The sequence below is a fragment of the Klebsiella sp. EMBS2024 genome (assembly GCF_036233805.1).
Classification (GTDB): domain Bacteria; phylum Pseudomonadota; class Gammaproteobacteria; order Enterobacterales; family Enterobacteriaceae; genus Klebsiella; species Klebsiella pneumoniae.
In genome coordinates, this window is sequence record NZ_JAZARW010000001.1 from 47,405 (window position 1) to 70,451 (window position 23,047).

Annotated in this window: 18 protein-coding genes; 6 read left to right on the forward strand and 12 right to left on the reverse strand. The window is 58.8% G+C overall.

Annotated features, from left to right (window positions below):
• Nucleotides 1–6: 6 nt before the first annotated feature.
• The 3 genes from kefF (at nt 7) to folA (ending at nt 3,051) form a co-directional block, all read left to right on the forward strand.
• On the forward strand, nt 7–540 hold the full coding sequence (gene kefF / locus VZP09_RS00230) for a glutathione-regulated potassium-efflux system oxidoreductase KefF (RefSeq protein ID WP_002888068.1): 534 nt from the start codon (nt 7–9) through the stop codon (nt 538–540).
• Nucleotides 533–2,398 carry a glutathione-regulated potassium-efflux system protein KefC gene (gene kefC / locus VZP09_RS00235; RefSeq protein WP_328794819.1) on the forward strand — a complete coding sequence of 622 codons (1,866 nt, stop codon included), beginning with the start codon at nt 533–535 and terminating at the stop codon, nt 2,396–2,398. Before kefF ends, kefC begins: the two co-directional genes overlap by 8 nt.
• Before the next feature lie 173 nt (nt 2,399–2,571).
• Nucleotides 2,572–3,051, forward strand: a complete 480-nt coding sequence (gene folA / locus VZP09_RS00240; RefSeq protein WP_002888320.1) for a type 3 dihydrofolate reductase — start codon at nt 2,572–2,574, stop codon at nt 3,049–3,051.
• A 252-nt stretch (nt 3,052–3,303) separates the two neighbouring features.
• Here folA and apaH read toward each other — a convergent pair whose 3' ends face one another.
• The 6 genes from apaH to lptD are packed head-to-tail and all read right to left on the reverse strand — an operon-like array spanning nt 3,304 to nt 10,039.
• Nucleotides 3,304–4,152 (reverse strand): bis(5'-nucleosyl)-tetraphosphatase (symmetrical) ApaH, encoded by an 849-nt coding sequence (apaH, locus tag VZP09_RS00245; RefSeq protein ID WP_004177431.1) that lies wholly within the window; start codon nt 4,150–4,152, stop codon nt 3,304–3,306.
• Between the two features lie 4 nt (nt 4,153–4,156).
• Nucleotides 4,157–4,534 (reverse strand): Co2+/Mg2+ efflux protein ApaG, encoded by a 378-nt coding sequence (apaG, locus tag VZP09_RS00250; RefSeq protein ID WP_064277469.1) that lies wholly within the window; start codon nt 4,532–4,534, stop codon nt 4,157–4,159.
• Between the two features lie 2 nt (nt 4,535–4,536).
• The gene (gene rsmA, locus VZP09_RS00255) at nt 4,537–5,358 is read right to left on the reverse strand and encodes a 16S rRNA (adenine(1518)-N(6)/adenine(1519)-N(6))-dimethyltransferase RsmA (protein ID WP_002888324.1); all 822 of its coding nucleotides are present in this window, start codon (nt 5,356–5,358) and stop codon (nt 4,537–4,539) included.
• Complete coding sequence (gene pdxA, locus VZP09_RS00260) at nt 5,355–6,344, reverse strand: 4-hydroxythreonine-4-phosphate dehydrogenase PdxA (protein ID WP_009485687.1); 990 nt, start codon at nt 6,342–6,344, stop codon at nt 5,355–5,357. Before pdxA ends, rsmA begins: the two co-directional genes overlap by 4 nt.
• 5 nt (nt 6,345–6,349) lie before the next feature.
• On the reverse strand, nt 6,350–7,636 hold the full coding sequence (surA, locus tag VZP09_RS00265; RefSeq protein WP_328794820.1) for a peptidylprolyl isomerase SurA: 1,287 nt from the start codon (nt 7,634–7,636) through the stop codon (nt 6,350–6,352).
• Between the two features lie 54 nt (nt 7,637–7,690).
• On the reverse strand, nt 7,691–10,039 hold the full coding sequence (lptD, locus tag VZP09_RS00270; protein ID WP_004147026.1) for an LPS assembly protein LptD: 2,349 nt from the start codon (nt 10,037–10,039) through the stop codon (nt 7,691–7,693).
• Between the two features lie 243 nt (nt 10,040–10,282).
• Between lptD and djlA the strand changes: the two genes are divergently transcribed.
• On the forward strand, nt 10,283–11,110 hold the full coding sequence (gene djlA, locus VZP09_RS00275) for a co-chaperone DjlA (RefSeq protein ID WP_002888332.1): 828 nt from the start codon (nt 10,283–10,285) through the stop codon (nt 11,108–11,110).
• Nucleotides 11,111–11,142: 32 nt separating this feature from the next.
• Here djlA and VZP09_RS00280 read toward each other — a convergent pair whose 3' ends face one another.
• Complete coding sequence (locus VZP09_RS00280; RefSeq protein WP_004182906.1) at nt 11,143–11,841, reverse strand: response regulator; 699 nt, start codon at nt 11,839–11,841, stop codon at nt 11,143–11,145.
• Nucleotides 11,831–13,456 (reverse strand): ATP-binding protein, encoded by a 1,626-nt coding sequence (locus tag VZP09_RS00285; protein WP_002888340.1) that lies wholly within the window; start codon nt 13,454–13,456, stop codon nt 11,831–11,833. The genes VZP09_RS00280 and VZP09_RS00285 overlap by 11 nt, the downstream gene beginning before the upstream one ends.
• A gap of 324 nt (nt 13,457–13,780) precedes the next feature.
• Here VZP09_RS00285 and VZP09_RS00290 point away from each other — a divergent pair, with 324 nt between their 5' ends.
• On the forward strand, nt 13,781–15,145 hold the full coding sequence (locus VZP09_RS00290) for a 2-hydroxycarboxylate transporter family protein (RefSeq protein WP_002888345.1): 1,365 nt from the start codon (nt 13,781–13,783) through the stop codon (nt 15,143–15,145).
• A gap of 179 nt (nt 15,146–15,324) precedes the next feature.
• Complete coding sequence (citX, locus tag VZP09_RS00295; protein ID WP_002888347.1) at nt 15,325–15,864, forward strand: citrate lyase holo-[acyl-carrier protein] synthase; 540 nt, start codon at nt 15,325–15,327, stop codon at nt 15,862–15,864.
• 74 nt (nt 15,865–15,938) lie between these two features.
• Here the strand turns inward: citX and rluA are convergent, their stop codons facing one another.
• The 4 genes from rluA to araD all read right to left on the reverse strand — a co-directional run bounded on the left by rluA (nt 15,939) and on the right by araD (nt 22,933).
• A complete protein-coding gene (gene rluA, locus VZP09_RS00300) occupies nt 15,939–16,598 on the reverse strand; it encodes a bifunctional tRNA pseudouridine(32) synthase/23S rRNA pseudouridine(746) synthase RluA (protein WP_004145980.1) in 660 nt (219 codons plus the stop codon).
• Between the two features lie 12 nt (nt 16,599–16,610).
• Nucleotides 16,611–19,517, reverse strand: a complete 2,907-nt coding sequence (gene rapA, locus VZP09_RS00305; protein ID WP_004178574.1) for an RNA polymerase-associated protein RapA — start codon at nt 19,515–19,517, stop codon at nt 16,611–16,613.
• A 187-nt stretch (nt 19,518–19,704) separates the two neighbouring features.
• The gene (polB, locus tag VZP09_RS00310; RefSeq protein ID WP_064277468.1) at nt 19,705–22,062 is read right to left on the reverse strand and encodes a DNA polymerase II; all 2,358 of its coding nucleotides are present in this window, start codon (nt 22,060–22,062) and stop codon (nt 19,705–19,707) included.
• A gap of 175 nt (nt 22,063–22,237) precedes the next feature.
• Nucleotides 22,238–22,933, reverse strand: a complete 696-nt coding sequence (gene araD, locus VZP09_RS00315) for an L-ribulose-5-phosphate 4-epimerase (protein ID WP_002888353.1) — start codon at nt 22,931–22,933, stop codon at nt 22,238–22,240.
• Nucleotides 22,934–23,047 lie beyond the last annotated feature (114 nt).

Sequence of the window (23,047 nt, forward strand, 5' to 3'; positions counted from 1 at the left end):
CAATCAATGATTCTGATAATTTATGCGCATCCTTATCCGCAGCATTCTCATGCGAATAAGCGAATGCTTGAACAGGCAGGGACGCTTGAAGGCGTAGAGATACGCTCCCTCTATCAACTCTATCCCGACTTTAATATCGATGTTGCCGCCGAGCAGGCGGCGCTGGCCCGTGCCGATCTGGTTATCTGGCAGCATCCTATGCAGTGGTATAGCGTACCGCCGCTGCTCAAGCTGTGGATGGACAAGGTGCTGTCGCACGGTTGGGCCTATGGCCATAACGGTATTGCCCTGCGCGGTAAATCGCTGATGTGGGCGGTCACTACCGGCGGCGGTGAAAGCCACTTTGATATCGGTTCGTTTCCCGGTTTCCCGGTGCTGGCGCAGCCTCTGCAGGCAACCGCGCTTTACTGCGGGATGAAGTGGCTGCCGCCGTTCGCTATGCACTGCACCTTTATCTGCGATGATGAAACGCTGCAGGCGCAGGCCCGCCGCTATCGTCAACGCTTAATCGACTGGCAGGAGGCACACCAGAATGGATAGCCATACGCTGATACAGGCGTTGATTTACCTCGGCGCCGCGGCGCTGATTGTGCCCATCGCCGTCCGTCTGGGGCTTGGGTCAGTGCTGGGCTATCTCATCGCTGGCTGTATTATCGGCCCGTGGGCGCTGCGGCTGGTGACCGATGCCGAGGCGATTCTGCACTTTGCCGAGATTGGCGTGGTGCTGATGTTGTTCGTCATTGGTCTGGAGCTCGATCCGCAGCGCTTATGGAAGCTACGCGCCTCGGTGTTTGGCGGCGGCGCACTACAGATGGTGGCCTGCGGGGTGTTGATCGGCCTGTTCTGCATGCTGCTGGGCCTGCGCTGGCAGGTGGCCGAGCTGATTGGTATGACTCTGGCGCTTTCTTCCACAGCCATTGCTATGCAGGCGATGAATGAGCGCAATCTGACGGTGTCGCAGATGGGGCGCAGCGCCTTTGCGGTGCTGCTGTTCCAGGATATCGCCGCGATCCCGCTGGTGGCGATGATCCCGCTGCTGGCGGCCAGCGGCGGCGCCACTTCGCTGATGGCTTTTGCCCTCTCCGCGCTGAAAGTGGCCGCAGCGCTGGCGCTGGTGGTGGTCCTTGGGCGCTATCTGACCCGCCCGCTGCTGCGCTTTGTCGCCCGTTCCGGCCTGCGCGAAGTGTTCAGCGCCGTGGCCCTGTTCCTGGTCTTCGGCTTTGGCTTATTGCTGGAAGAGGTGGGGCTGTCGATGGCGATGGGGGCGTTTCTCGCCGGGGTGCTGCTGGCCAGCTCCGAATATCGTCATGCGCTGGAGAGTGATATTGAGCCGTTCAAAGGGCTGCTGCTGGGGCTGTTCTTTATCGGCGTCGGCATGTCGATTGATTTCGGCACCCTGGTCACCCATCCGCTGCGCATTGTGATTTTGCTGGTCGGTTTCCTGGCGATAAAAATGCTGATGCTGTGGCTTATCGCCAGGCCGCTTGGCGTACCGCGCGCCCAGCGCCGCTGGTTTGCGGTGCTGCTGGGGCAGNGGAGTGAGTTCGCGTTTGTGGTGTTTGGCGCCGCGCGGATGGCGGATGTACTGGACGGCGAATGGGCAAAAGCGTTGACCCTGGCGGTGGCCCTGTCGATGGCGGCAACCCCCATTCTGCTGGTGCTGCTGACCCGTCTGGAGAAATCGTCCAGCGGCCAGGCGCGTGATGCTGACGAGATTGATGAAGAGCAGCCGCGGGTGATTGTTGCCGGCTTTGGCCGCTTCGGGCAGATTGCCGGGCGATTGCTGCTCTCAAGCGGGGTGAAGATGGTGATCCTCGATCATGACCCGGACCATGTCGATACCCTGCGCAAATTTGATATGAAGGTTTTCTACGGCGATGCCACCCGGGTCGATCTGCTGGAATCGGCCGGGGCCGAAAAGGCGGAAGTGCTGATCAATGCCATTGACGATCCGCACGTCAGCCTGGAGCTGGTGGCGAGGGTAAAAGAGCATTTTCCGCATCTGCAGATCATCTCCCGCGCCCGCGATGTCGATCATTACATTCAGCTGCGCCAGGCTGGCGTCGAGGCCCCGGAGCGTGAAACCTTCGAGGCGGCGCTGAAGTCCGGCCGAATGACGCTGGAGGCGCTGGGGCTCGGCGCCTATGAAGCGCGCGAGCGGGCCGATCTGTTCCGTCGATTCAACCTGCAGATGGTCGAAGAGATGGTGGCGATGGCGGAAAACGATGCCGCGTCGCGGGTGGCGGTCTTCAAGCGGACCAGCGATATGCTGACCGGCATCATCAACGAAGATCGTCATCATCTGTCGCTGGTGCAGCGTCATGGCTGGCAGGGTACGGAAGAGGGCAGGCACACCGGGGATATCGCCGATGAGCCGGAAAATAAGCCCTCAGCCTGAGGCTGACCAGTAACATTTTGTTTTCGTTTGGATCCTCTTCTGGCGGCCCACGGTGTGAACGTGGGCTTGCCAGCAAATCAGAAAATTTTCTTATTCTTTACCCTCCGGCCAGTCGACGAAGTTGTACGCTTTCCGTATAGTGGCGACAATTTTTTGCACTCGGGAATGAATGAATGATCAGTCTGATTGCGGCGTTAGCGGTAGATCGCGTCATTGGTATGGAAAACGCCATGCCATGGAACCTGCCTGCCGATCTCGCCTGGTTCAAACGCAACACGTTAAATAAGCCGGTGGTGATGGGGCGTCTGACCTGGGAATCCATTGGGCGCCCATTGCCGGGGCGTAAAAATATCGTGATCAGCAGCAAACCCGGCAGCGACGATCGCGTGCAGTGGGTCTCCTCCGTAGAAGAAGCAATTGCCGCCTGCGGCGATGTGGAAGAGATTATGGTGATCGGCGGCGGCCGGGTGTATGAGCAGTTCCTGCCGAAAGCGCAGAAGCTCTACTTGACCCATATTGATGCGGAAGTGGAAGGCGATACCCATTTCCCGGATTACGATCCGGACGAATGGGAGTCGGTGTTCAGCGAGTTTCATGACGCCGACGCGCAGAACTCCCATAGCTACTGCTTTGAGATCCTCGAACGCCGTTAAGCGGGCAGGATAGCGATAAAAAAACCCCGGTCGAGTCTGGCGTGACCGGGGTTTTCTTTTGCATGAATTGCGCGACGATGGCGCACTCAGTATCTCGTCATGTTTCCCATCGCGGGCTTCGTCTTCCTGGAGCGCTGCCCAAGGCTACAAATGGCAAGGAAATGTAGGTCGGGTAAGGCGTAAGCCGCCACCCGACAAAACGACGCCGCAGGTAGCCCGGATAAGGCGCAACGCGCCGCTATCCGGGAAGAGTCAGGACGCGACGGCTTCGCCTTCGTCGAGGCTTTTCTGCCGGTTTGACGGCTGGGTGAAGTACTGCTTATCTTCCCAGCGCAGGCAGGTGAGTTCCCCGCCCCAGCAGCAGCCGGTATCCAGGGCGTAAATCCCCTCCGGCGTGCCGCGTCCCTCCAGCGAAGCCCAGTGGCCAAAGGCAATGCTGTAGGCATTGCTGACCGGGCCGGGAATGGCAAACCACGGCTTCAGCGGCGCCGGGGCGTCCTCGGGCGCTTCCTTCGAATACATATCCAGCTGGCCGTTCGGGAAACAGTAGCGCATGCGGGTAAAGGCGTTAGAGATAAAGCGCAGGCGCGCCAGGCCGCTCAGCTCGTTGCTCCAGTGGTTCGGCATGTCGCCGTACATGGCATCGAGGAAGAAAGGATAGGAGTCGCTGGAGAGCACTGCTTCAACATCGCGCGCGCACTGCTGGGCGGTCTCCAGATCCCACTGCGGGGTAATGCCGGCGTGGGCCATCACCAGCTTTTTCTCTTCATCCACCTGCAGCAGCGGCTGGCGACGCAGCCAGTTGAGCAGCTCATCGGCATCCGGCGCTTCCAGCAGTGATTTCAGACGATCCTTCGGCTTGTTGCGGCTGATACCGGCAAAGACCGCCAGCAGGTGTAAGTCATGGTTGCCCAGCACCAGTCGTACGCTGTCGCCCAGAGATTTGACATAGCGCAGGACCTCCAGCGATCCCGGGCCTCGGGCCACCAGATCGCCGGTCAGCCACAGCGTATCTCTCCGCGGATCGAATTCAACCTGCGCTAATAATGCGATCAGTTCATCGTAGCAACCGTGAACGTCGCCAATAAGGTATGTTGACATTGTTTTAATGAATGAGCGTTGGAACTGCGAGACGGAAAACAGGGATCTCAATACGGAACGGCGCGCCGTCGATATCGATCATCTCATAATGACCCTGCATGGTTCCCAGCGGCGTTTCAATCACTGCGCCGCTGGTATATTGATATTCACCGCCGGCGGGAATATGCGGTTGCTCGCCGACCACCCCTTCACCCTGAACTTCAGTCTCACGACCGTGGCCGTTAGTGATGAGCCAGTAGCGGCCAAGCAGCTGAACCTGACTCCGCCCCAGGTTGCGAATGGTGACGGTGTAAGCGAAGACGTAGCGCTCTTCTTCCGGGGAAGACTGCGATTCGATATAGACGCTCTGTACCTGGACACACATCCGGGGCGAATGAATCATGGTTAGCTCTCCTTCGTTGGCAGATTGTCAGACAGCCAGTTGGCCATCAGGCAGTACTGCGCCACGGAAATATTTTCGGCGCGCATGGCCGGGTCGATGCCCAGCTCGGTCAGCACTTCCACGCTGAACAGATTGCCGAGACTGTTGCGGATAGTCTTGCGGCGCTGGTTGAACGCTTCGGTGGTGATGCGGCTCAGCACCCGGATCTCTTTGACCGGATACGGCATGGTGCTGTGCGGCACCAGGCGTACCACCGCGGAGTCGACCTTAGGCGGCGGGGTAAACGCGCTCGGCGGCACTTCGAGTACCGGGATCACCTGGCAATAATATTGCGCCATCACGCTTAACCGACCATACGCCTTACTGTTCGGTCCGGCAACCAGACGATTCACCACTTCCTTCTGCAGCATAAAGTGCATATCGGCGATGGCATCAGTATAGCTGAACAGATGGAACATCAGCGGGGTCGAGATATTGTACGGCAGGTTGCCGAAGACGCGCAGCGGCTGGCCCATTTTCTCCGCCAGTTCGCCAAAGTTCATGGTCATCGCATCCTGCTGATAGATGGTCAGCTTTGGACCGAGGAACGGATGCGTCTGCAGGCGAGCCGCCAGATCGCGGTCCAGTTCGATGACGGTCAGCTGGTCAAGGCGTTCGCCGACCGGCTCGGTCAGGGCCGCCAGGCCGGGGCCGATTTCAACCATCGCCTGGCCTTTCTGCGGGTTAATCGCCGAGACGATGCTGTCGATCACAAACTGATCGTTGAGGAAGTTCTGCCCGAAGCGTTTACGGGCTAAATGGCCCTGATGGACTCGATTATTCATTGGGTATTAACAATCATTTTGATGGCGAGATTAAGCGCCGTGATAAAACTGCCGACGTCCGCTTTTCCCTGGCCCGCTAATTCCAGTGCGGTGCCGTGGTCGACGGAGGTACGAATAAAAGGTAAACCGAGCGTAATGTTCACGCCGCGGCCAAAGCCCTGGTATTTTAGCACGGGCAGGCCCTGATCGTGGTACATCGCGAGTACCGCATCGGCATGATCAAGATATTTTGGCTGAAAGAGGGTGTCTGCCGGCAGCGGACCGCTGAGGTTCATCCCCTTTGCGCGCATCTCTTCCAGCACCGGAATGATGGTGTCTATCTCTTCTGTTCCCATATGGCCGCCTTCGCCAGCGTGCGGGTTAAGCCCGCAAACCAGCACATGCGGCTGGGCAATGCCAAATTTCGTGCGCAGGTCGTGATCGAGAATGGTGATGATCTCGCGCAGTAGCTCGGGGGTAATCGCTTCGCTGATGGCTTTCAACGGCAGATGGGTGGTGACCAGCGCCACCCGCAGCTCCTCGGTCGCCAACATCATCACCACTTTGCTGGCCTTCGCGCGCTCTTCAAAGAACTCGGTATGACCGGTAAAGGCGATACCGGCGTCGTTGATGTTGCCTTTATGCACCGGGCCGGTCACTAACGCCGCAAACTCGCCGCTAAGGCAACCGTCGCAGGCGCGCGCCAGCGTCTCCACTACGTAGGCGCCGTTTTGCACATTCAGTACGCCGGGCTCCGCCGGGACGTTTAGCGGCACGTTCAGCAGCGTCAGGGTACCGGCGCGCTGAGGAACAGGAGGTTGCGCGGGATCGTAAGGGAGGAGAGATAAAGGAAGACCGAGCCGCTTGGCTCGGTCAGTTAACAGGGCGCCATCGGCGCAAATCACCAGCTCAGCTGGCCAGTCGCGCTGGGCAAGCTGCACGACCAGGTCAGGGCCAATCCCGGCGGGTTCGCCGGGAGTGATAACAACTTTACGGGTTTCAGGCATCGATATTAGTTGCTCAGAATTTTAACATACGCACTGGCGCGCTGTTCCTGCATCCAGGTTGCCGCTTCTTCAGAGAATTTGCGGTTCATCAGCATGCGGTAAGCACGATCTTTCTGCGCGGCGTCGGTTCTGTCGACCTGACGGCTATCCAGCAGTTCGATCAGATGCCAGCCAAAGGAAGAGTGCACCGGTCCGCTGGTCTGCCCTTTGTTCAGACGCATCAGCGCATCGCGGAACGCCGGGTCAAAGATGTCCGGCGTGGCCCAGCCTAAATCACCGCCCTGGTTTGCCGAACCCGGATCTTCCGAATAGGTTTTCGCCGCTTGAGCAAACGTGATTTTCCCGCTCTTAATCTCGGCTGCGATCTGTTCCAGCTTAGCCTGAGCCTGGGCGTCGTTCATGATCGGCGACGGTTTCAGCAGAATATGACGGGCGTGAACCTCGGTAACGGAGATATTCTGGGTACCACCGCGCAGGTCGTTGACTTTCAGAATGTGGAAACCAACGCCGGAACGAATCGGACCGACGATATCCCCTTTCTTCGCCGTGCTTAACGCCTGAGCGAAAATGCCCGGCAGCTCCTGGATACGGCCCCAGCCCATCTGGCCACCCTTCAGCGCCTGTTGGTCAGCGGAGTAGGTGATCGCCAGTTTGCCGAAGTTGGCGCCGTTGCGCGCCTGCTCAACGATGGAGTTTGCTTGCTCCTGGGCCGCGGCGACTTCATCAGAGGGCGGGTTCTCCGGCAGCGGGATCAGGATGTGGCTCAGGTTGAGCTCGGTGCTGGCGTCGTTCTGGTCGCCGATCTGTTTCGCCAGCGCTTCCACTTCCTGCGGCAGCACGGTGATGCGACGACGCACTTCATTGTTACGCACTTCCGAAATCAGCATCTCTTTACGGATCTGGTTACGGTAGGTGTTGTAGTTGATGCCTTCATAGGCCAGACGGCTGCGCATCTGATCCAAGGTCATATTATTTTGTTTGGCGATGTTGGCGATAGCCTGATCGAGCTGGTCGTCAGAGATCTTCACGCCCATCTTCTGCCCCATCTGTAACACGATCTGGTCCATGATCAGTCTTTCGAGGATTTGATGGCGCAGGGTGGCGTCATCCGGCAGCTGTTGGCCAGCCTGACCAGCATTGAGCTTAACCGATTGCATCAAACCATCGACGTCGCTTTCCAGCACGACGCCATTATTGACGACGGCCGCTACTTTATCGACCACCTGGGGGGCAGCGAAACTGGTATTCGCGATCATGGCGATACCGAGAAGCAGCGTTTTCCAGTTCTTCATACTTTTTCCATTTCGATTAACCGCAAATGCGGATGATGTTGTAAACCAGCCGCATCACAGGGAGCTCTGGTACGGTAAAATGTTCGATCGCAGCATCTGCTGGGTGCCGAGGCCGTAGTTAGAGCTCAGACCGCGCAATTCGATATTGATTCCGAAGGTGTTATCGTATTTGCTCTCGCCGCCGTTGTCGTTGCTGTTCCAGCCGTTGACTTTACGTTCGTAGCCAAGACGGATGGCGTAGCAGCAGGAGTTATACTGCACACCCAACATCTGGTTTGCTGCTTTCCGGGTATTAGTATCGTAGTAGTAGGCCCCGACCACGGACCAGCGATCGACAATCGGCCAACTGGCGGTCATCCCCACCTGCGAAATACCCTGTTTATATTGTGCCGCGGTGGAATATGACGGCAGCGTGGCCTGAATATATTCCGGGCTGGCGTAACGATAGTTAAGCTGTACTAAGCGGTTCTCATCGCGACGGTATTCAATGGTGCCGTTACCAGTGGCAACGTTATCCAGACGCGTATCGTACTGGATCCCTCCGCGCAGACCCCATTCATCGGCAATGCGCCAGTAGGTATCGCCGGCCCAGACCAGTGAACCCGTGGTATCGTTGTTCTCCCAGTTGATGTTGTCATCACCGGTGCGTGACTCGGTGAAATAGTAGATTTGACCAACGGAAATATTAAAACGTTCCACCGCGGCGGCATCATACACGCGCGAGGTGAGCCCGGTGGTGACCTGATTAGCCGACGCGATGCGGTCCAGACCGCTATAGGTACGGTCGCGGAACAGACCGGTGTAATCCGACTGCAACAGCGTGGAGTCGTAGTTGCCGATTTCACTCTGATCGCGGTACGGCACGTACAGATACTGCACGCGCGGTTCCAGCGTTTGGGTGAATCCCTCCTGCAGGTCGCGTTCAAAGACCATTTTGCCGTCGACTTTAAACTGCGGCATTACGCGGCTGACGGACTCTTTATAGTCAGTGCCGTTGGCGGCATTGTACTTATCGAGGTTGCTTTGCTGGTAGTGAGTCGCCAGCAGCTTGGCTTCGGTATTCAGACTGCCCCAACCGTTGGACAGCGGCAGGTTGATCGTCGGTTCGAAGTGAACGCGGGTCGCTTCCGGCATGTTGTTATTCGAGTTAACAAAATGGGCAACCTGTCCATAGAGATGGGTATCGAACGGACCGACATCATTCTGGTAGTAGTTGACGTCGAGCTGCGGCTCAGCCGAATAGGAGTTGCTCGATTCGCGGTCAAAGACCTGGAACTGTTTGGTCGATACCGTGGCGTCAAAGTTCTGGTTGACGTAACCGGCGCTGAATTTCTGCGTCGCATAGCCGTCGGTACTGGAACCATATTTCGAGCTGAAGTCGTTGAAGTAGTCAGGATCGCTGACCTTGGTGTAGTCAGCGTTCAGACGCCATACCTGATCGATAACCCCTGAGTGGTTCCAGTAGAACAGCCAGCGGCGGCTGTTGCTGTCGCTCGAGTGGTCGTCTTCGTAGACTTTATCCGACGGCAGGTAGTCGAATTCAGTTAAGCCGCTGCCGAGCTGGGTCAGATAGCGGAACTCGTTTTCCCACATCACGCCGCCGCGTTTGTTCATATAGTGCGGAGTAATGGTGGCATCGAAGTTTGGCGCGATGTTCCAGTAGTACGGCAGGGAGAATTCCACGCCGTTTTTGGTGCTGTATTTCGCGTTCGGGATCAGGAAGCCCGAACGACGCTTATCGCCCACCGGCAGCTGCAGGTAGGGGCTATAGAAAATCGGCACAGAGCCAAGCTTGAAGCGGGCGTTCCAGATCTCGGCAACCTGCTCTTCGCGATCGTGGATAACTTCGCTGCCGACGACGCTCCAGGTGTCGGAGCCCGGCAGACAGGAGGTAAAGCTGCCGTTTTCGAGAATGGTATAGCGGTTTTCACCGCGCTGTTTCATCAGGTCGGCGGTGCCGCGTCCCTGGCGTCCGACCATTTGATAATCGCCCTGCCAGACGTTGGTATCTTTGGTATTCAGATTCGACCAGGCTTTTGGCCCTTTGAGGATCACTTGGTTATCGTCGTAATGCACGTTGCCCAGCGCGTCCACCGTGCGCACCGGCTGCGCCTGGCCCGCGGCCTGCTGCTGATGCAGCTGAACTTCGTCGGCGCGGAGGCGACTATTCCCCTGGTTAATATCGACGTTGCCGGTAAAGACGGCGTTGTCCGGGTAGTTGCCCTTCGCATGATCGGCGTTAATCGTCACCGGCAGATCGCCAGGACGACCTTCCACGAGCGGACGATCATAGCTTGGCACGCCAAGCATACATTGCGTTGCGAGATCGGCAGCGAGGCCTTGTTGGCTATACAAGGCGCTGGCAATCATCGTAGCCAGGAGGCTGGGAATACGTTTTTTCATACGTTGTATTTATTGTTCCATCATCTTGTGACAGCGGCTTGCAAACGGTCAGAGCCTAACTTACTCAACATTATCACGCTAGTGTTAATCCTGCCCGTTTCGAGCCCGAGCGTTAGGCACCCTGTTGAATGACGAGTATGATAAAGCAAATTATAGGCTATGTCCCACAATTGACCGAGGCGCGAGTGCCGGGTAACGTGCGGTCATATTCGAGCTTAACGGCGATAAACAGTTGGGGAGTCTATGCAGTATTTGGGTAAAGTGATTGGCGTGGCAGTGGCTTTGCTGATGGGTGGTGGGTTCTGGGGCGTGGTGCTTGGCTTTCTGGTCGGCCATATGTTTGACCGGGCGCGCAGCCGCCGGTTAAATCTCTTCGCCAATCAGCAGGAGCGTCAGTCGCTCTTCTTTTCCACCACCTTCGAAGTGATGGGGCACCTGACCAAATCCAAGGGCCGCGTTACCGAAGCGGATATTCATGTCGCCAATGTGCTAATGGATCGCATGAACCTGCATGGCGCCTCGCGCACCGCGGCGCAGCAGGCGTTTCGCGACGGTAAGGCCGACAACTATCCCCTGCGCGAGAAAATGCGTCAGCTGCGCAGCGTCTGCTTTGGCCGTTTCGATCTGATTCGGATGTTTCTGGAAATTCAGCTGCAGGCGGCGTTCGCTGATGGCGAACTGCATCCTAACGAACGTGAAGTGCTGTTCGTCATTGCCGACGAGCTCGGCATCTCCCGCGCCCAGTTCGATCAATTCCTGCGGATGATGCAGGGCGGCGCCCAGTTTGGCGGCGGTTCGCAGCAGCGCTCTTATGGCCAGCATGGCGGCAACGCCGGCTGGCAGCAGGCGCAGCGTGGGCCGACCCTCGAAGATGCCTGCAATGTGCTGGGAGTAAAACCGACCGACGACGCGGCGACGGTGAAGCGCGCCTATCGCAAGCTGATGAACGAACATCATCCGGACAAGCTGGTAGCGAAAGGTCTGCCGCCGGAGATGATGGAGATGGCCAAACAGAAGGCCCAGGAGATCCAGAAGGCCTGGGAGCTGATCAAAGAGCAGCGCGGCTTCTGACGTTTCCAGCCCCTCCCGTCCGGCGAGGGGTTTTAACTTTTGACCTTAGCGCGGCGATACAGCCGCCGCGGATGGCCAATTTTTCCGTACAGCATCTCCACTTCCAGAAAACCGGTCTCAACGCCGTGCTCCAGATAGCGACGGGCGGTGGTTTTGCTAAGCCCGGCGGCGCTGACCACTTCATCAACGGAAAAACAGTGCGCTTCCCGGCCGCTAAACAGTCCCTGCACCAGCGCCAGCGTTTTCTCTTCAATCCCCTTGCTGCCGCTATCCACGCGATAGTTCTTCGCCTGCAGTTGATAGAGGGAATCGACGTTTTGCTGATCGACGATTTTCCACTCCCGTTGCTGATCGTAGAACTGGATAAAGCGCTCCAGCGACTGGCTCAGCCGCTTCCATGATACCGGCTTAAGGATATAGTCGAAGGCGCCGTTGCGGATGGCCTGGCTGCAGGTTTCCATATCGCTGGCGGCGGTGATAAAGATCACCGAGCATTGGCTGGTCGCCAGCGCCGGGTCGGTCATCAGCGTGACGCCTTTGCCGTCCGGTAAATAGTTATCCAGCAGCACCAGCTGCGGCGGCGTGGCGTGAAGCAGCTGCCGCGCCTGGGCGAGGGAGGCCGCCATGCCTGCCAGCCGCAGTCGCGGGTGTTTTTGCACAAGCTCGGCGTGCAGGCGCGCCAGTTCGCTCTCATCTTCAATGATTAGCACATCGACCAGGTCATGATGCATCGTGGGCCTCCGGTTGCGGACAGGCGTGCGCGTCGGCCGGGATAAATAGGGTGAAGATCGTTCCCCGCGGCGCGTTATCGGCGACTTCGATGGTGCCGCCCGCCTGAGTGACATAATGTTCAATAAGATACAGACCAATGCCGTGATCGCCACGGGTTTTGGTGGTGACGCCGCGTTCAAAAATGCGCTCGCGGATATCGGGGCGGATGCCGACGCCGCGGTCGGCCACTTCGATAATCAACTCCCGGGCGTTGAGCTGGATCAGGACTTCCACCGGCTCATGCGGCAGCTCGGCACGCTGCGTGGCTTCGATGGCGTTATCCAGCAGGTTGCCGATGATGGAGATCAGCTCGGATTCCATCAGCGACGGCAGGGGGCGGTCGATGCGGCAGGCCGGGTCGAAGCTCAGCGCCACGCCTTTTTCGCGGGCGCGGGTGGCTTTGCCGAGCAGCAGACCGCATAGCGTCGGCGAGTGGAAGTGCGAGGAGATAAAGTCCAGTAGCTCCTGAGCATGTTCCGACTGGGCCTGAATATAGCGGATCGCTTCGTCATAATGGCCCATATGCAGCAGGCCGGAGAGGGTAGTCATCCGGTTGAGCTGCTCGTGGCGCATGATGCGCAGATTGTCGACATAGCGCTTCACCTGGCTCAGCTGGGCGGTGAGGGCATTGATTTCATTGCGGTCACGGAATGTGATCACCCAGCCCTGCAGGGTATTCTCCAGCATAATGCGCACCCGACTGGCGAGCACGGTCAACTGGTTGAAGCGGCACAGCTCATCGTGGGTATCGCGTTCGAGCATGTCGCCGCTGGCGAAAAAGGGCTGCGGCGAAATGACGCTGTCGATCGACTGACCGCGCAGCTGGCGGGCGGGCTGGCTGAGCCCCAGCAGGCTGCGGGCGGCATGGTTTATCACCTCAATACGCCGCTGGCGATCGATGACGATCACCCCCTCAAAGATCGACTCCATCATCGCCTTTTGCTGGCGAACCAGCAGGCCAATTTCCCGCGGCTCGAGCGAAAAAATCTGCTTCTTGATACTGCGGGTAAAGTACCAGGAGAAGATAAACAGGGCGATGAGCAGCAGGACGGCGGCGATAAAAATATTGATCACTTTAGTCAGAGTAATGCTGTCGAGATAGCTGGTGAGGTAGCCGACGGAGACAATACCGATCACTCGCCCTGCGTCATCAACGATGGGCGTTTTGCTGCGCAGCGAGACCCCGAGGCCGCCTTTGCGAATGGTGGTGATGGATTTTCCTTCCAGTACCGCCTGGTTGTCGCCGCCGACCAGTCGGGTGCCGACCCACTCCGGATGGACGGAATGAAACAGATGAACTCCCTGACGGTCGCCGATGACGATAAAGCTGGCGTCGCTATGGGCGGCGATTTGCTGCATAAACGCCTGAATCGCCTGTGGGTCGTGCCGGCTGACCTGTTGACGTAAATTCGGCATCAGGGCTATCTCTTCGGCCTGTATTTTGGCCCGGGCGCTCATCTCCTGATAAAGCTGGCGGCTGGCGTCAAAATAATAATAAATGCCCAGCGCGATAAAAAGGACCGAGAAAAAAGCGACCAGAGAAATAAACAGCTTATATTGAAAAGATAATTTCATAGGCCCCGGACGACGTATTAACCATACCGGCACTCTATCATTTTTCTGTCACGTGACGTAAATGTTAAGGGAAAGTTGNGATCAGCGGCGCAGGCGCGGGCTGCCGCCAGCGGTCGCGGCGGAAATAGGCGGCCGGTGGGAAATAAAAACCATAAAAACCACAGTCATAAATCAGAGATATATCACTCTCGGGCAGTTCAGCGAATAGAAACCATAAAAACCATAGTGACCATTAAAACTTCTTTTTTAATCTGGGAAGCTTCACATTAACGACGCCGCTGTCCCTTTACGCTGAAAATGAATAATAACGACAGGGCTGAATTTATGAGCACCACAGACAATGCATTCTCTGCAACCCTTGAACCGATCGATACGCCGAAAACCACGCTCAAGCAGCGCTGGTGGCATATCATGGATAACTGGAAGGTGGGGATCGTCCCGCTGCCGCTGTTTCTGCTGGCCGGAGGACTGATTGCCCTCGACTGCCTTGGCGGCAAACTGCCGAGCGATATCGTGGTGATGGTGGCCACCCTGGCTTTCTTTGGCTTCGCCTGCGGCGAGTTTGGTAAACGCCTCCCGGTGCTGGGGAAACTCGGTGCGGCGGCGATCTGCGCCACCTTTATTCCTTCCGCGCTGGTCCACTATGGTCTGCTGCCTGACGTGGTTATTGAATCCACGACCAAATTCTATAAATCCACTAACATTCTCTATCTCTATATCTGCTGCATCATTGTCGGCAGCATCATGAGTATGAACCGCACCACGCTGATTCAGGGCTTTCTGAAGATCTTCTTCCCGATGCTGTGCGGCGAAGTGGTCGGCATGCTGGTGGGCATCGGCGTCGGCACGCTGCTGGGCATGGAGCCGTTCCAGGTGTTCTTCTTTATCGTGCTGCCGATTATGGCCGGCGGCGTGGGAGAGGGGGCGATCCCGCTGTCAATGGGTTATGCCGCGCTGATGCATATGGAGCAGGGCGTGGCCCTGGGCCGGGTATTGCCGATGGTGATGCTTGGCAGCCTGACGGCGATCGTCATCTCCGGCTGCCTCAACCAGCTCGGCAAGCGCTTCCCGCATCTGACCGGCGAAGGGCAACTGATGCCGAACCGCAGCCATGAAACCCGCAGCCTCAGCGAGAGCGAAGGCGTGAGCGGTAAGACCGACGTTGGGACCCTCGCCTCCGGCGCGCTGCTGGCGGTACTGCTGTATATGATGGGGATGCTCGGCCACAAACTGATTGGTCTGCCGGCGCCGGTAGGCATGCTGTTCCTCGCGGTGCTGTTAAAGCTGGCTAACGTGGTGTCTCCGCGTCTGCAGGAGGGGTCGCAGATGGTGTATAAATTCTTCCGCACCGCGGTCACCTACCCGATCCTCTTTGCCGTCGGCGTGGCGATCACCCCGTGGCAGGAACTGGTAAACGCCTTCACTTTAACCAACCTGCTGGTGATCGTCAGTACCGTCTCCGCGCTGGTGGCGACCGGTTTCCTGGTTGGTAAAAAGATAGGGATGCACCCGATCGATGTGGCGATTGTTTCCTGTTGCCAGAGCGGGCAGGGCGGCACCGGCGATGTGGCGATCCTGACCGCCGGCAACCGCATGAGCCTGATGCCGTTCGCGCAGATCGCTACCCGCATCGGCGGGGCGATAAATGTCTCGCTGGGGTTGCTGTTCCTCAGCCACTATCTGGCGTGATATAACGCTACGCTCAGCGATAAATCTGCTATTTTCCGCTACAGAACGCCGAAAATATCTGCGTTCTGTATCCTAAATGCTCCGCATTTAGCGTTACAATCAGCGCGCGATCGGCTATCGCAACCATCATCATGACAGTCCAGGCGCTGTCGTATTTATCATATGTAGGAGAGGAATTAATGTCAGTGGATACTCCCGCCCAGGCGGGCGTCAGCATCGACGCATTGCTGGCGGCGAAAGAGCAGCGTGCAGCCCGCCAGGCCGACTGGTTGGCCCATTATCAGCAGCCTGTTATTTCCCTGACCCTGGTGACCCCGGGGGCGGTGAAGGACAGCATTCGCTATCGCAATATGATGGGCGTTGCCCTCCAGGCCTGCGATCAGCTGCTGTGGAAGCACCGCTGGCAAACGCTGGATCGTCAGGTGCTATGGCTGCCGACCGGGCCAGAAGCGCTGTGGTGCGTAGCGCATCCGGCCAGCGAAATCAAAGCGATGTGCAGTACGCTGGAGCAGAGCCATCCGCTGGGACGCCTGTGGGATATCGATGTAATCTGTCCGCAGAACGGGCTGGTGGGACGCCAGTCGCTGGGCGAATCGCAGCGCCGCTGCCTGCTGTGCGATGAGCCGGCGCACGCCTGTGCGCGCAGCCGTCGTCACGACACCGATCTCGTCGTCGCCCGCGTTGAGCAGATGATTGACGCGTGGTTCGCCCGCGATTAATCGGGATTGTTTTCTGTATCCTCACTAATCCGAGTTGCACGCAGCCAACCCGCATGCAACTCGAAGTATGAGCGTTAAAAGTCGATCGGCGCGCGAAAGGTCATCGCGTTGCCGTAGGCAGGATGGGTGATGGTGAGCGTCTCGGCGTGCAGCAGCAGGCGCGGGGCCATCGCCAGCGCCTCCGGCGTGGCATAGAAGCGGTCGCCAAGGATCGGATGCCCCAGCGCCAGCATATGCACGCGCAGCTGGTGCGACCGTCCGGTAATCGGCTTCAGGCGCACGCGGGCGGTGTTATCCTCTGCGTACTCCAGCACCTCATATTCGGTTTGCGCCGCTTTGCCGGTTTCATAGCACACCTTCTGCATTGGCCGGTTCGGCCAGTCGCAAATCAGCGGTAAATCCACGAGGCCTTCCGCCGGCTGCGGATGGCCCCAGACGCGGGCGACGTACTGCTTCTTCGGCTCGCGCTCGCGGAACTGACGCTTCAGTTCACGCTCGGCGGCTTTATTCAGCGCCACCACAATCACGCCGCTGGTGGCCATATCCAGGCGATGCACCGATTCGGCCTGCGGGAAGTCGCGCTGAATGCGCGTCATCACGCTGTCTTTATGCTCCTCAAGACGACCGGGGACGGACAACAAGCCGCTCGGCTTGTTGACCACCATGATGTGCTCATCCTGATACAGGATCACCAGCCAGGGATCCTGCGGCGGATTGTAGTTTTCCATCGCCATGTTCGCGTTCCGTTACTGGTGAGTGACGACGATCAGACGCAGCGCGTCCAGACGCCATCCGGCCTGCGCCAGCGCATCCATCACCTGCTGACGGTTGCTTTCGATCGCCGCCAGTTCGTCGTCACGGATGTTCGGGTTCACCGCCTTCAGCGCTTCCAGACGCGACAGCTCCGCCGTCAGCTTTTCATCGGCTTCGTTACGCGCCGCGTCGATCAGCCCCTGCGCCGCTTTGGCGATCTGCGCTTCACCCTGCTGCAGAATCGCATGAACGTCCTGCTGCACCGCATTGACCAGCTTGCTACCGGTATGGCGGTTGACCGCGCTCAGCTGGCGGTTGAAGCTTTCGAACTCCACCTGCGCGGCGAGGTTGTTGCCGTTCTTATCCAGCAGCATGCGAACCGGGGTCGCCGGCAGGAAGCGGTTGAGCTGCAGCTGCTTCGGCGCCTGCGCTTCGACGACATAGATCAGCTCCAGTAGCAGGGTGCCGACCGGCAGCGCCTTGTTCTTCAGCAGGGAAATGGTGCTGCTGCCGGTATCGCCGGAAAGGATCAGGTCCAGACCGTTGCGTATCAGCGGGTGTTCCCAGGTAATAAATTGCGCATCTTCACGCGACAGCGCCACGTCACGTTCGAAGGTGATGGTGCAACCGTCTTCCGGCAGGCCCGGGAAATCCGGCACCAGCATATGGTCGGAAGGGGTGAGGACGATCAGGTTTTCGCCGCGGTCGTCCTGGTTGATGCCGACGATATCGAACAGGTTCATCGAGAAAGCGATCAGGCTGGTGTCGTCATCCTGCTCTTCGATGCTCTCCGCCAGGGCCTGGGCTTTCTCGCCGCCGTTGGAGTGGATCTCCAGCAGACGGTCGCGGCCCTGCTCCAGCTGCGCCTTCAGGGCATCATGCTGTTGGCGGCAGGATTTGATCAGATCGTCAAAGCCGTCGGTGGATTCCGGCGCCGCAAGATAGTTGATCAGTTCATCGTGCACGCTGTCGTAGACGGTGCGACCGGTCGGGCAGGTATGTTCGAAGGCGTCGAGCCCTTCGTGATACCAGCGCACCAGCACCGACTGCGCGGTTTTTTCCAGGTACGGAACGTGGATCTGGATATCGTGCGCCTGGCCGATACGGTCGAGACGACCGATACGCTGCTCCAGCAGATCCGGGTTAAACGGCAGGTCGAACATCACCAGGTTGCTGGCGAACTGGAAGTTGCGTCCTTCGGAGCCGATCTCGGAGCACAGCAGCACCTGGGCGCCGGTGTCTTCTTCAGCAAACCACGCCGCGGCGCGGTCGCGTTCGATAATCGACATCCCTTCATGGAACACCGCGGCGCGGATGCCTTCGCGCTCGCGCAGCACCTGTTCCAGCTGCAGGGCGGTGGCGGCCTTAGCGCAGATTACCAGCACCTTCTGCGAGCGATGGCTGGTCAGGTAACCCATCAGCCACTCGACGCGCGGGTCGAAGTTCCACCAGGTACCGGTATCACCTTCAAATTCCTGATAGATCTGCTCCGGATAGAGCATGTCGCGCGCGCGCTCTTCCGCGGTTTTGCGCGCGCCCATAATGCCGGACACTTTGATGGCCGTCTGGTACTGGGTCGGCAGCGGCAGACGAATGGTGTGCAGCTCGCGTTTCGGGAAACCTTTGACGCCGTTACGGGTATTACGGAACAGCACGCGGCTGGTGCCGTGGCGGTCCATCAGCATCGAGATCAGCTCCTGGCGCGCGGCCTGGGCATCTTCGCGATCGCTGTTGGCGGCCTGCAGCAGCGGCTCGATATCCTGCTCGCCGATCAGATCGCCCAGGGTATTGAGTTCGCTATCGCTCAGCTTGTTGCCCGCCAGCAGCAGGGCGACGGCGTCGGCCACCGGACGGTAGTTCTGCTGTTCTTCGACAAACTGTTCAAAATCGTGGAAGCGGTTCGGATCCAACAGACGCAGGCGCGCGAAATGGCTCTCCATTCCCAGCTGTTCCGGCGTCGCGGTCAGCAGCAGGATACCCGGCACGCGCTCAGCCAGCTGTTCAATAGCCTGATATTCACGGCTCGGCGCCTCTTCGCTCCACACCAGGTGGTGCGCTTCGTCGACCACCATCAGGTCCCACTCGGCGTCGCACAGGTGCTCCAGGCGCTGCTTGCTGCGACGCACGAAGTCTAAAGAGCAGATCACCAGCTGTTCGGTTTCGAACGGATTGTAGGCATCGTGCTGCGCTTCGGCGTAGCGCTCGTCGTCGAACAGCGAGAAACGCAGGTTGAAACGGCGCAGCATCTCCACCAGCCACTGGTGCTGGAGGGTTTCCGGGACCACGATCAGCACGCGCTCGGCGGCGCCGGAGAGCAGCTGCTGGTGCAGGATCATCCCGGCTTCAATGGTTTTACCTAAGCCCACTTCATCGGCCAGCAGGACGCGCGGCGCGTGACGACGGCCCACATCGTGGGCAATATGCAGCTGGTGCGGGATCAGGCTGGTGCGCTGGCCGCGCAGGCCGCTCCACGGCATGCGGTACTGTTCGCTCTGGAACTTGCGCGCGCGGTAGCGCAGGGCAAAGCGATCCATGCGGTCGATTTGGCCGGCGAACAGGCGGTCCTGCGGTTTGCTGAATACCAGTTTGCTGTCGAGCAGCACTTCACGCAGGGTGACGTTCGCTTCCTGGGTGTCCAGGCGGGTGCCAGTGTAGGACAGCAGCCCGTTCTCTTCATTCACTTTGTCAACGTGGAGCTGCCAGCCTTCATGGCTGGTGATGGTGTCGCCCGGGTTAAACATTACGCGGGTGATCGGGGAATCGTTGCGAGAGTACAGACGGTTTTCGCCGATGGCGGGGAAAAGGAGAGTGACCATGCGCGCATCCAGCGCTACCACCGTCCCTAATCCTAGTTCGCTCTCTGTGTCGCTAATCCAGCGTTGACCAAGTGTAAAAGGCATATATGTTCGGCTCTTTAGTTCTTTAATTGCAGGCAATAGTTGATCATCTCCATGAACAATCGGAGATGCGTCAAAATTGGGGCCAGGAATGGAAAGGGCGCTATATTACTGGATGGCAGAACGTTCGTCACGTTCTCCTCACGCTTCATTTTTAGGCTTTCGTGCCCGTGGAATGGGTGACAAAAAATCAAAATAGCCCCAACTGTCCTGTCACTATTGTAGCAAAGTCATCGTTGACGAAGGGCAGGATCCCTTCCGCCACCGGCTGCAACTGCTTTGTTAAATAGTGATCGTAATCGAGCGGCGACTGCTGGTAATCCACCGGCTCCGGGCCGCTGGTGGTCCAGACGTATTTGATGGTGCCGCGCTGCTGATACTGCTGCGCCCGCCCAAGCTTCAGGTTGTGTTCATCGGCAAGCCGGGCGGCGCGCACGTGCGGCGGTACGTTGCGCTGATACTCCGCCAGCGGCCGGCGCAGGCGTTTGCGATAAACCAGCTGTTCGTCGAGCTCGCCGTTCATCAGCCTGGCGATAGTCTCCCGCACATAATCCTGATACGGCTGGTTGCGGAAGATGCGCAGGTATAACTCCTGTTGAAACTGCTGGGCCAGCGGCGTCCAGTCGGTACGCACCGTTTCCAGACCCTTAAACACCATGCGCTGGGCATCGCCCTCCTGAATCATCCCGGCATAGCGCTTCTTGCTGCCGGTATCGGCGCCGCGGATCGTCGGCATTAAAAAGCGGCAGAAGTGGGTTTCATACTCCAGCTCCAGGGCGCTGGTAAGCTGGCTTTTGCTAAGCTCCTGCGCCCACCAGGCGTTGACATCGCTGACCAGCTCGCGGCCGATCTCCGCCGCCTGGGCTTCGCTGTGCGGGCGCTTCAGCCAGACGAAGGTGGAGTCGGTATCGCCGTAGATAACGTCATAGCCTTTGGCTTCAATTAACGCTTTGGTCTGGCGCATGATCGCATGGCCGCGCATGGTGATCGACGAGGCGAGACGCGGGTCGAAGAAGCGGCAGGCGCTGGTCCCCAGCACGCCGTAAAAGGCGTTCATAATGATCTTCAGCGCCTGAGAGAGCGGCTTATTGTGCTGGCGTTTGGCTTCATCCCGGCCGTGCCAGATCTGGCTGACAATCCCCGGCAGGCAGTGCTTATCTCGCGAGAAGCGGGCGCCGAGGAAGCCCTCGATACTGTGCTGGTCATCGGGTTGCGCCAGCCCTTCAACCAGGCCGACCGGATCGATTAGAAAGGTACGAATAATCGACGGATACAGGCTTTTATAGTCCAGCACCAGCACCGAGTCATACAGGCCGGGGCGGGAGTCCATCACGTAGCCGCCGGGGCTCGCCTGCGGCGGTACGTCGCCGAGATTCGGCGCCACGTAGCCCAGGCGGTGCATGCGCGGGAAATAGAGATGGCTGAAGGCGGCGACCGAGCCGCCGTGGCGGTCGGCGGGCAGACCGTTGACCGTCGCCCGTTCGAGCAAAAACTGCATGATCTCCGTTTTGTGGAAGATCCGCGTCACCAGCTCGCAATCCTGCAGGTTATAGATGGCCAGCGCCGGTTTGTCTTCATGAAACCGGCGATCGATCTCATCCATCCGATCCCATGGGTTGTCGATGGCTTTGCCTTCTCCCAGCAGCTCGCGGGCCACCGCCTCCAGCGAAAAGGAGGAGAAATTCCAGAACGCCGATTTTAGCGCGTCGATGCCGTCGATAATCAGCCGCCCGTTGGCCTGGGCGAAAAAGACGCCGTTCTTAAAGCCGTGCTCACGCCACTCCAGCTCGCTGTTGCCGCGGCCGAGCCGCAGCGGGATGCGATAGCGTTCGGCGTGCTTTTGCAGAACGCGCAGATCGAACTGCACTACGTTCCAGCCGATCAGCACGTCGGGGTCGTGTTCGGCAAACCAGGCGTTGAGCTTTTCCAGCAGCAGGGGACGGCTGGCGATGAAGACCAGCTCGAAGTCGACGTCTGGCGGCGTTTCCGGTTCGGGGCCCAGCATGTAGACCACCCGCTGGCCGCAGCCTTCCAGACCGATGCAGTACAGCTCGCCGTGGCGGCTGGTTTCGATATCCAGCGACACCCATTTCAGCGGCGGACGATAGTCAGGGTTCGGCTTCATGCGCGCGTTGACCAGCTGCGAGCCGCGCGTTTCGCCTTCCACCCACACCGGGGCGGTGATAAAGCGCTCCATCAGATAGCGCTCCGGCGGGCGGATATCGCCTTCGTAAACGGTGACGCCGCTGTCGCGGAGCATCTTCTCCAGACGCATCAACTGGCGATGGGCGCGGCAGTAGAGGCCAACAATTGGCTGACGGTGGAAATCTTTCAGGGCCAGCGGGGCGAAGCGGAGCCCTTTCTCCCCCTGCAGCAGCCGTTCAGCCTGCGCCCGCTGCGCTTCGGGAATAAAGGCGACGGACTCCTGCGGCGGGAGGGTTACCTGCAGCGGACCGTCGTCGGTGGCCAGCCAGAAGGAGAGCTCGGTGCCCTGCGGAGTGTCCCGCCAGTGACGGGTGAGTAAAAATCCTGCTCGTGGCTGGGTCACGGGTATTCTCGCCGATAAAAAACCAGGCCTGATTATAGCCTGGTTTCATGAGGGATGCTGGGGTTTTATACAGGTGTTCGGCGCTAATGTTGCTCCGGATTGCGGCTTGCGCCTTATCCCGGTTACCAGATGGCGCAGAGCCCTGGCCCTGCTAAGCGCAGCGCGAGCAGGGTGATTATTGGCCGTAGTAGGCTTTGGCCCCATGCTTACGCAGATAGTGCTTATCCAGCAGGGTCTGCTGCATAGCCGGCAGCTGCGGCGCCAGCTGGCGGCAGAAAATCCCCATATAGGCGATCTCTTCCAGCACGATGGCGTTATGCACCGCGTCTTCGGCGTTCTTGCCCCAGGCGAACGGGCCGTGGGAATGGACCAGCACGCCGGGCATCTGCGCCGGGTCGATTCCCTGCTGGCGGAAGGTTTCGACAATCACGTTGCCGGTTTCCCACTCATAGTCGCCGTTGATCTCCGCATCGGTCATTAACCGGGTGCAGGGCACCGGGCCATAAAAGTAGTCGGCATGGGTAGTGCCGGTCGCGGGAATAGATTGCCCGGCCTGCGCCCAGATGGTGGCGTGGCGCGAATGGGTATGCACAATGCCGCCCAGCGTCGGGAAAGCCTGATACAGCAGGCGATGGGTCGGGGTATCCGACGAGGGCTTTTTATTACCCTCTACCACTTCGCCGCTCTCCAGACTGACCACCACCATATCGTCGGCGGTCATCACGCGGTAATCCACACCGGAGGGTTTGATCACGAACACTCCTTTCTCGCGGTCGACGGCGCTGACGTTGCCCCAGGTTAAGGTCACCAGATTATGCTTTGGCAGGGCCAGGTTAGCTTCCAGCACCTGGCGTTTAAGATCTTCTAACATAGTGTGCTCCGAATAGCAGGCGAGTCGGGTATCCCTCACCCCGACCCTCTCCCGGCGGGAGAGGGTGAAAGGCGGCATGGCGCCCGGTCGGTCCCCTCTCCCCAACGGGGAGAG

Excerpts from the sequence above, each read along its gene's own strand:
- kefF (WP_002888068.1), top strand. The coding sequence starts at position 7 with ATGATTCTGATAATTTATGCGCATCCTTATCCGCAGCATTCTCATGCG.
- folA (WP_002888320.1), top strand. The coding sequence starts at position 2,572 with ATGATCAGTCTGATTGCGGCGTTAGCGGTAGATCGCGTCATTGGTATG.
- apaH (WP_004177431.1), bottom strand. The coding sequence starts at position 4,152 with ATGTCAACATACCTTATTGGCGACGTTCACGGTTGCTACGATGAACTG.
- apaG (WP_064277469.1), bottom strand. The coding sequence starts at position 4,534 with ATGATTCATTCGCCCCGGATGTGTGTCCAGGTACAGAGCGTCTATATC.
- rsmA (WP_002888324.1), bottom strand. The coding sequence starts at position 5,358 with ATGAATAATCGAGTCCATCAGGGCCATTTAGCCCGTAAACGCTTCGGG.
- pdxA (WP_009485687.1), bottom strand. The coding sequence starts at position 6,344 with ATGCCTGAAACCCGTAAAGTTGTTATCACTCCCGGCGAACCCGCCGGG.
- surA (WP_328794820.1), bottom strand. The coding sequence starts at position 7,636 with ATGAAGAACTGGAAAACGCTGCTTCTCGGTATCGCCATGATCGCGAAT.
- lptD (WP_004147026.1), bottom strand. The coding sequence starts at position 10,039 with ATGAAAAAACGTATTCCCAGCCTCCTGGCTACGATGATTGCCAGCGCC.
- djlA (WP_002888332.1), top strand. The coding sequence starts at position 10,283 with ATGCAGTATTTGGGTAAAGTGATTGGCGTGGCAGTGGCTTTGCTGATG.
- VZP09_RS00280 (WP_004182906.1), bottom strand. The coding sequence starts at position 11,841 with ATGCATCATGACCTGGTCGATGTGCTAATCATTGAAGATGAGAGCGAA.
- VZP09_RS00285 (WP_002888340.1), bottom strand. The coding sequence starts at position 13,456 with ATGAAATTATCTTTTCAATATAAGCTGTTTATTTCTCTGGTCGCTTTT.
- VZP09_RS00290 (WP_002888345.1), top strand. The coding sequence starts at position 13,781 with ATGAGCACCACAGACAATGCATTCTCTGCAACCCTTGAACCGATCGAT.
- citX (WP_002888347.1), top strand. The coding sequence starts at position 15,325 with ATGTCAGTGGATACTCCCGCCCAGGCGGGCGTCAGCATCGACGCATTG.
- rluA (WP_004145980.1), bottom strand. The coding sequence starts at position 16,598 with ATGGCGATGGAAAACTACAATCCGCCGCAGGATCCCTGGCTGGTGATC.
- rapA (WP_004178574.1), bottom strand. The coding sequence starts at position 19,517 with ATGCCTTTTACACTTGGTCAACGCTGGATTAGCGACACAGAGAGCGAA.
- araD (WP_002888353.1), bottom strand. The coding sequence starts at position 22,933 with ATGTTAGAAGATCTTAAACGCCAGGTGCTGGAAGCTAACCTGGCCCTG.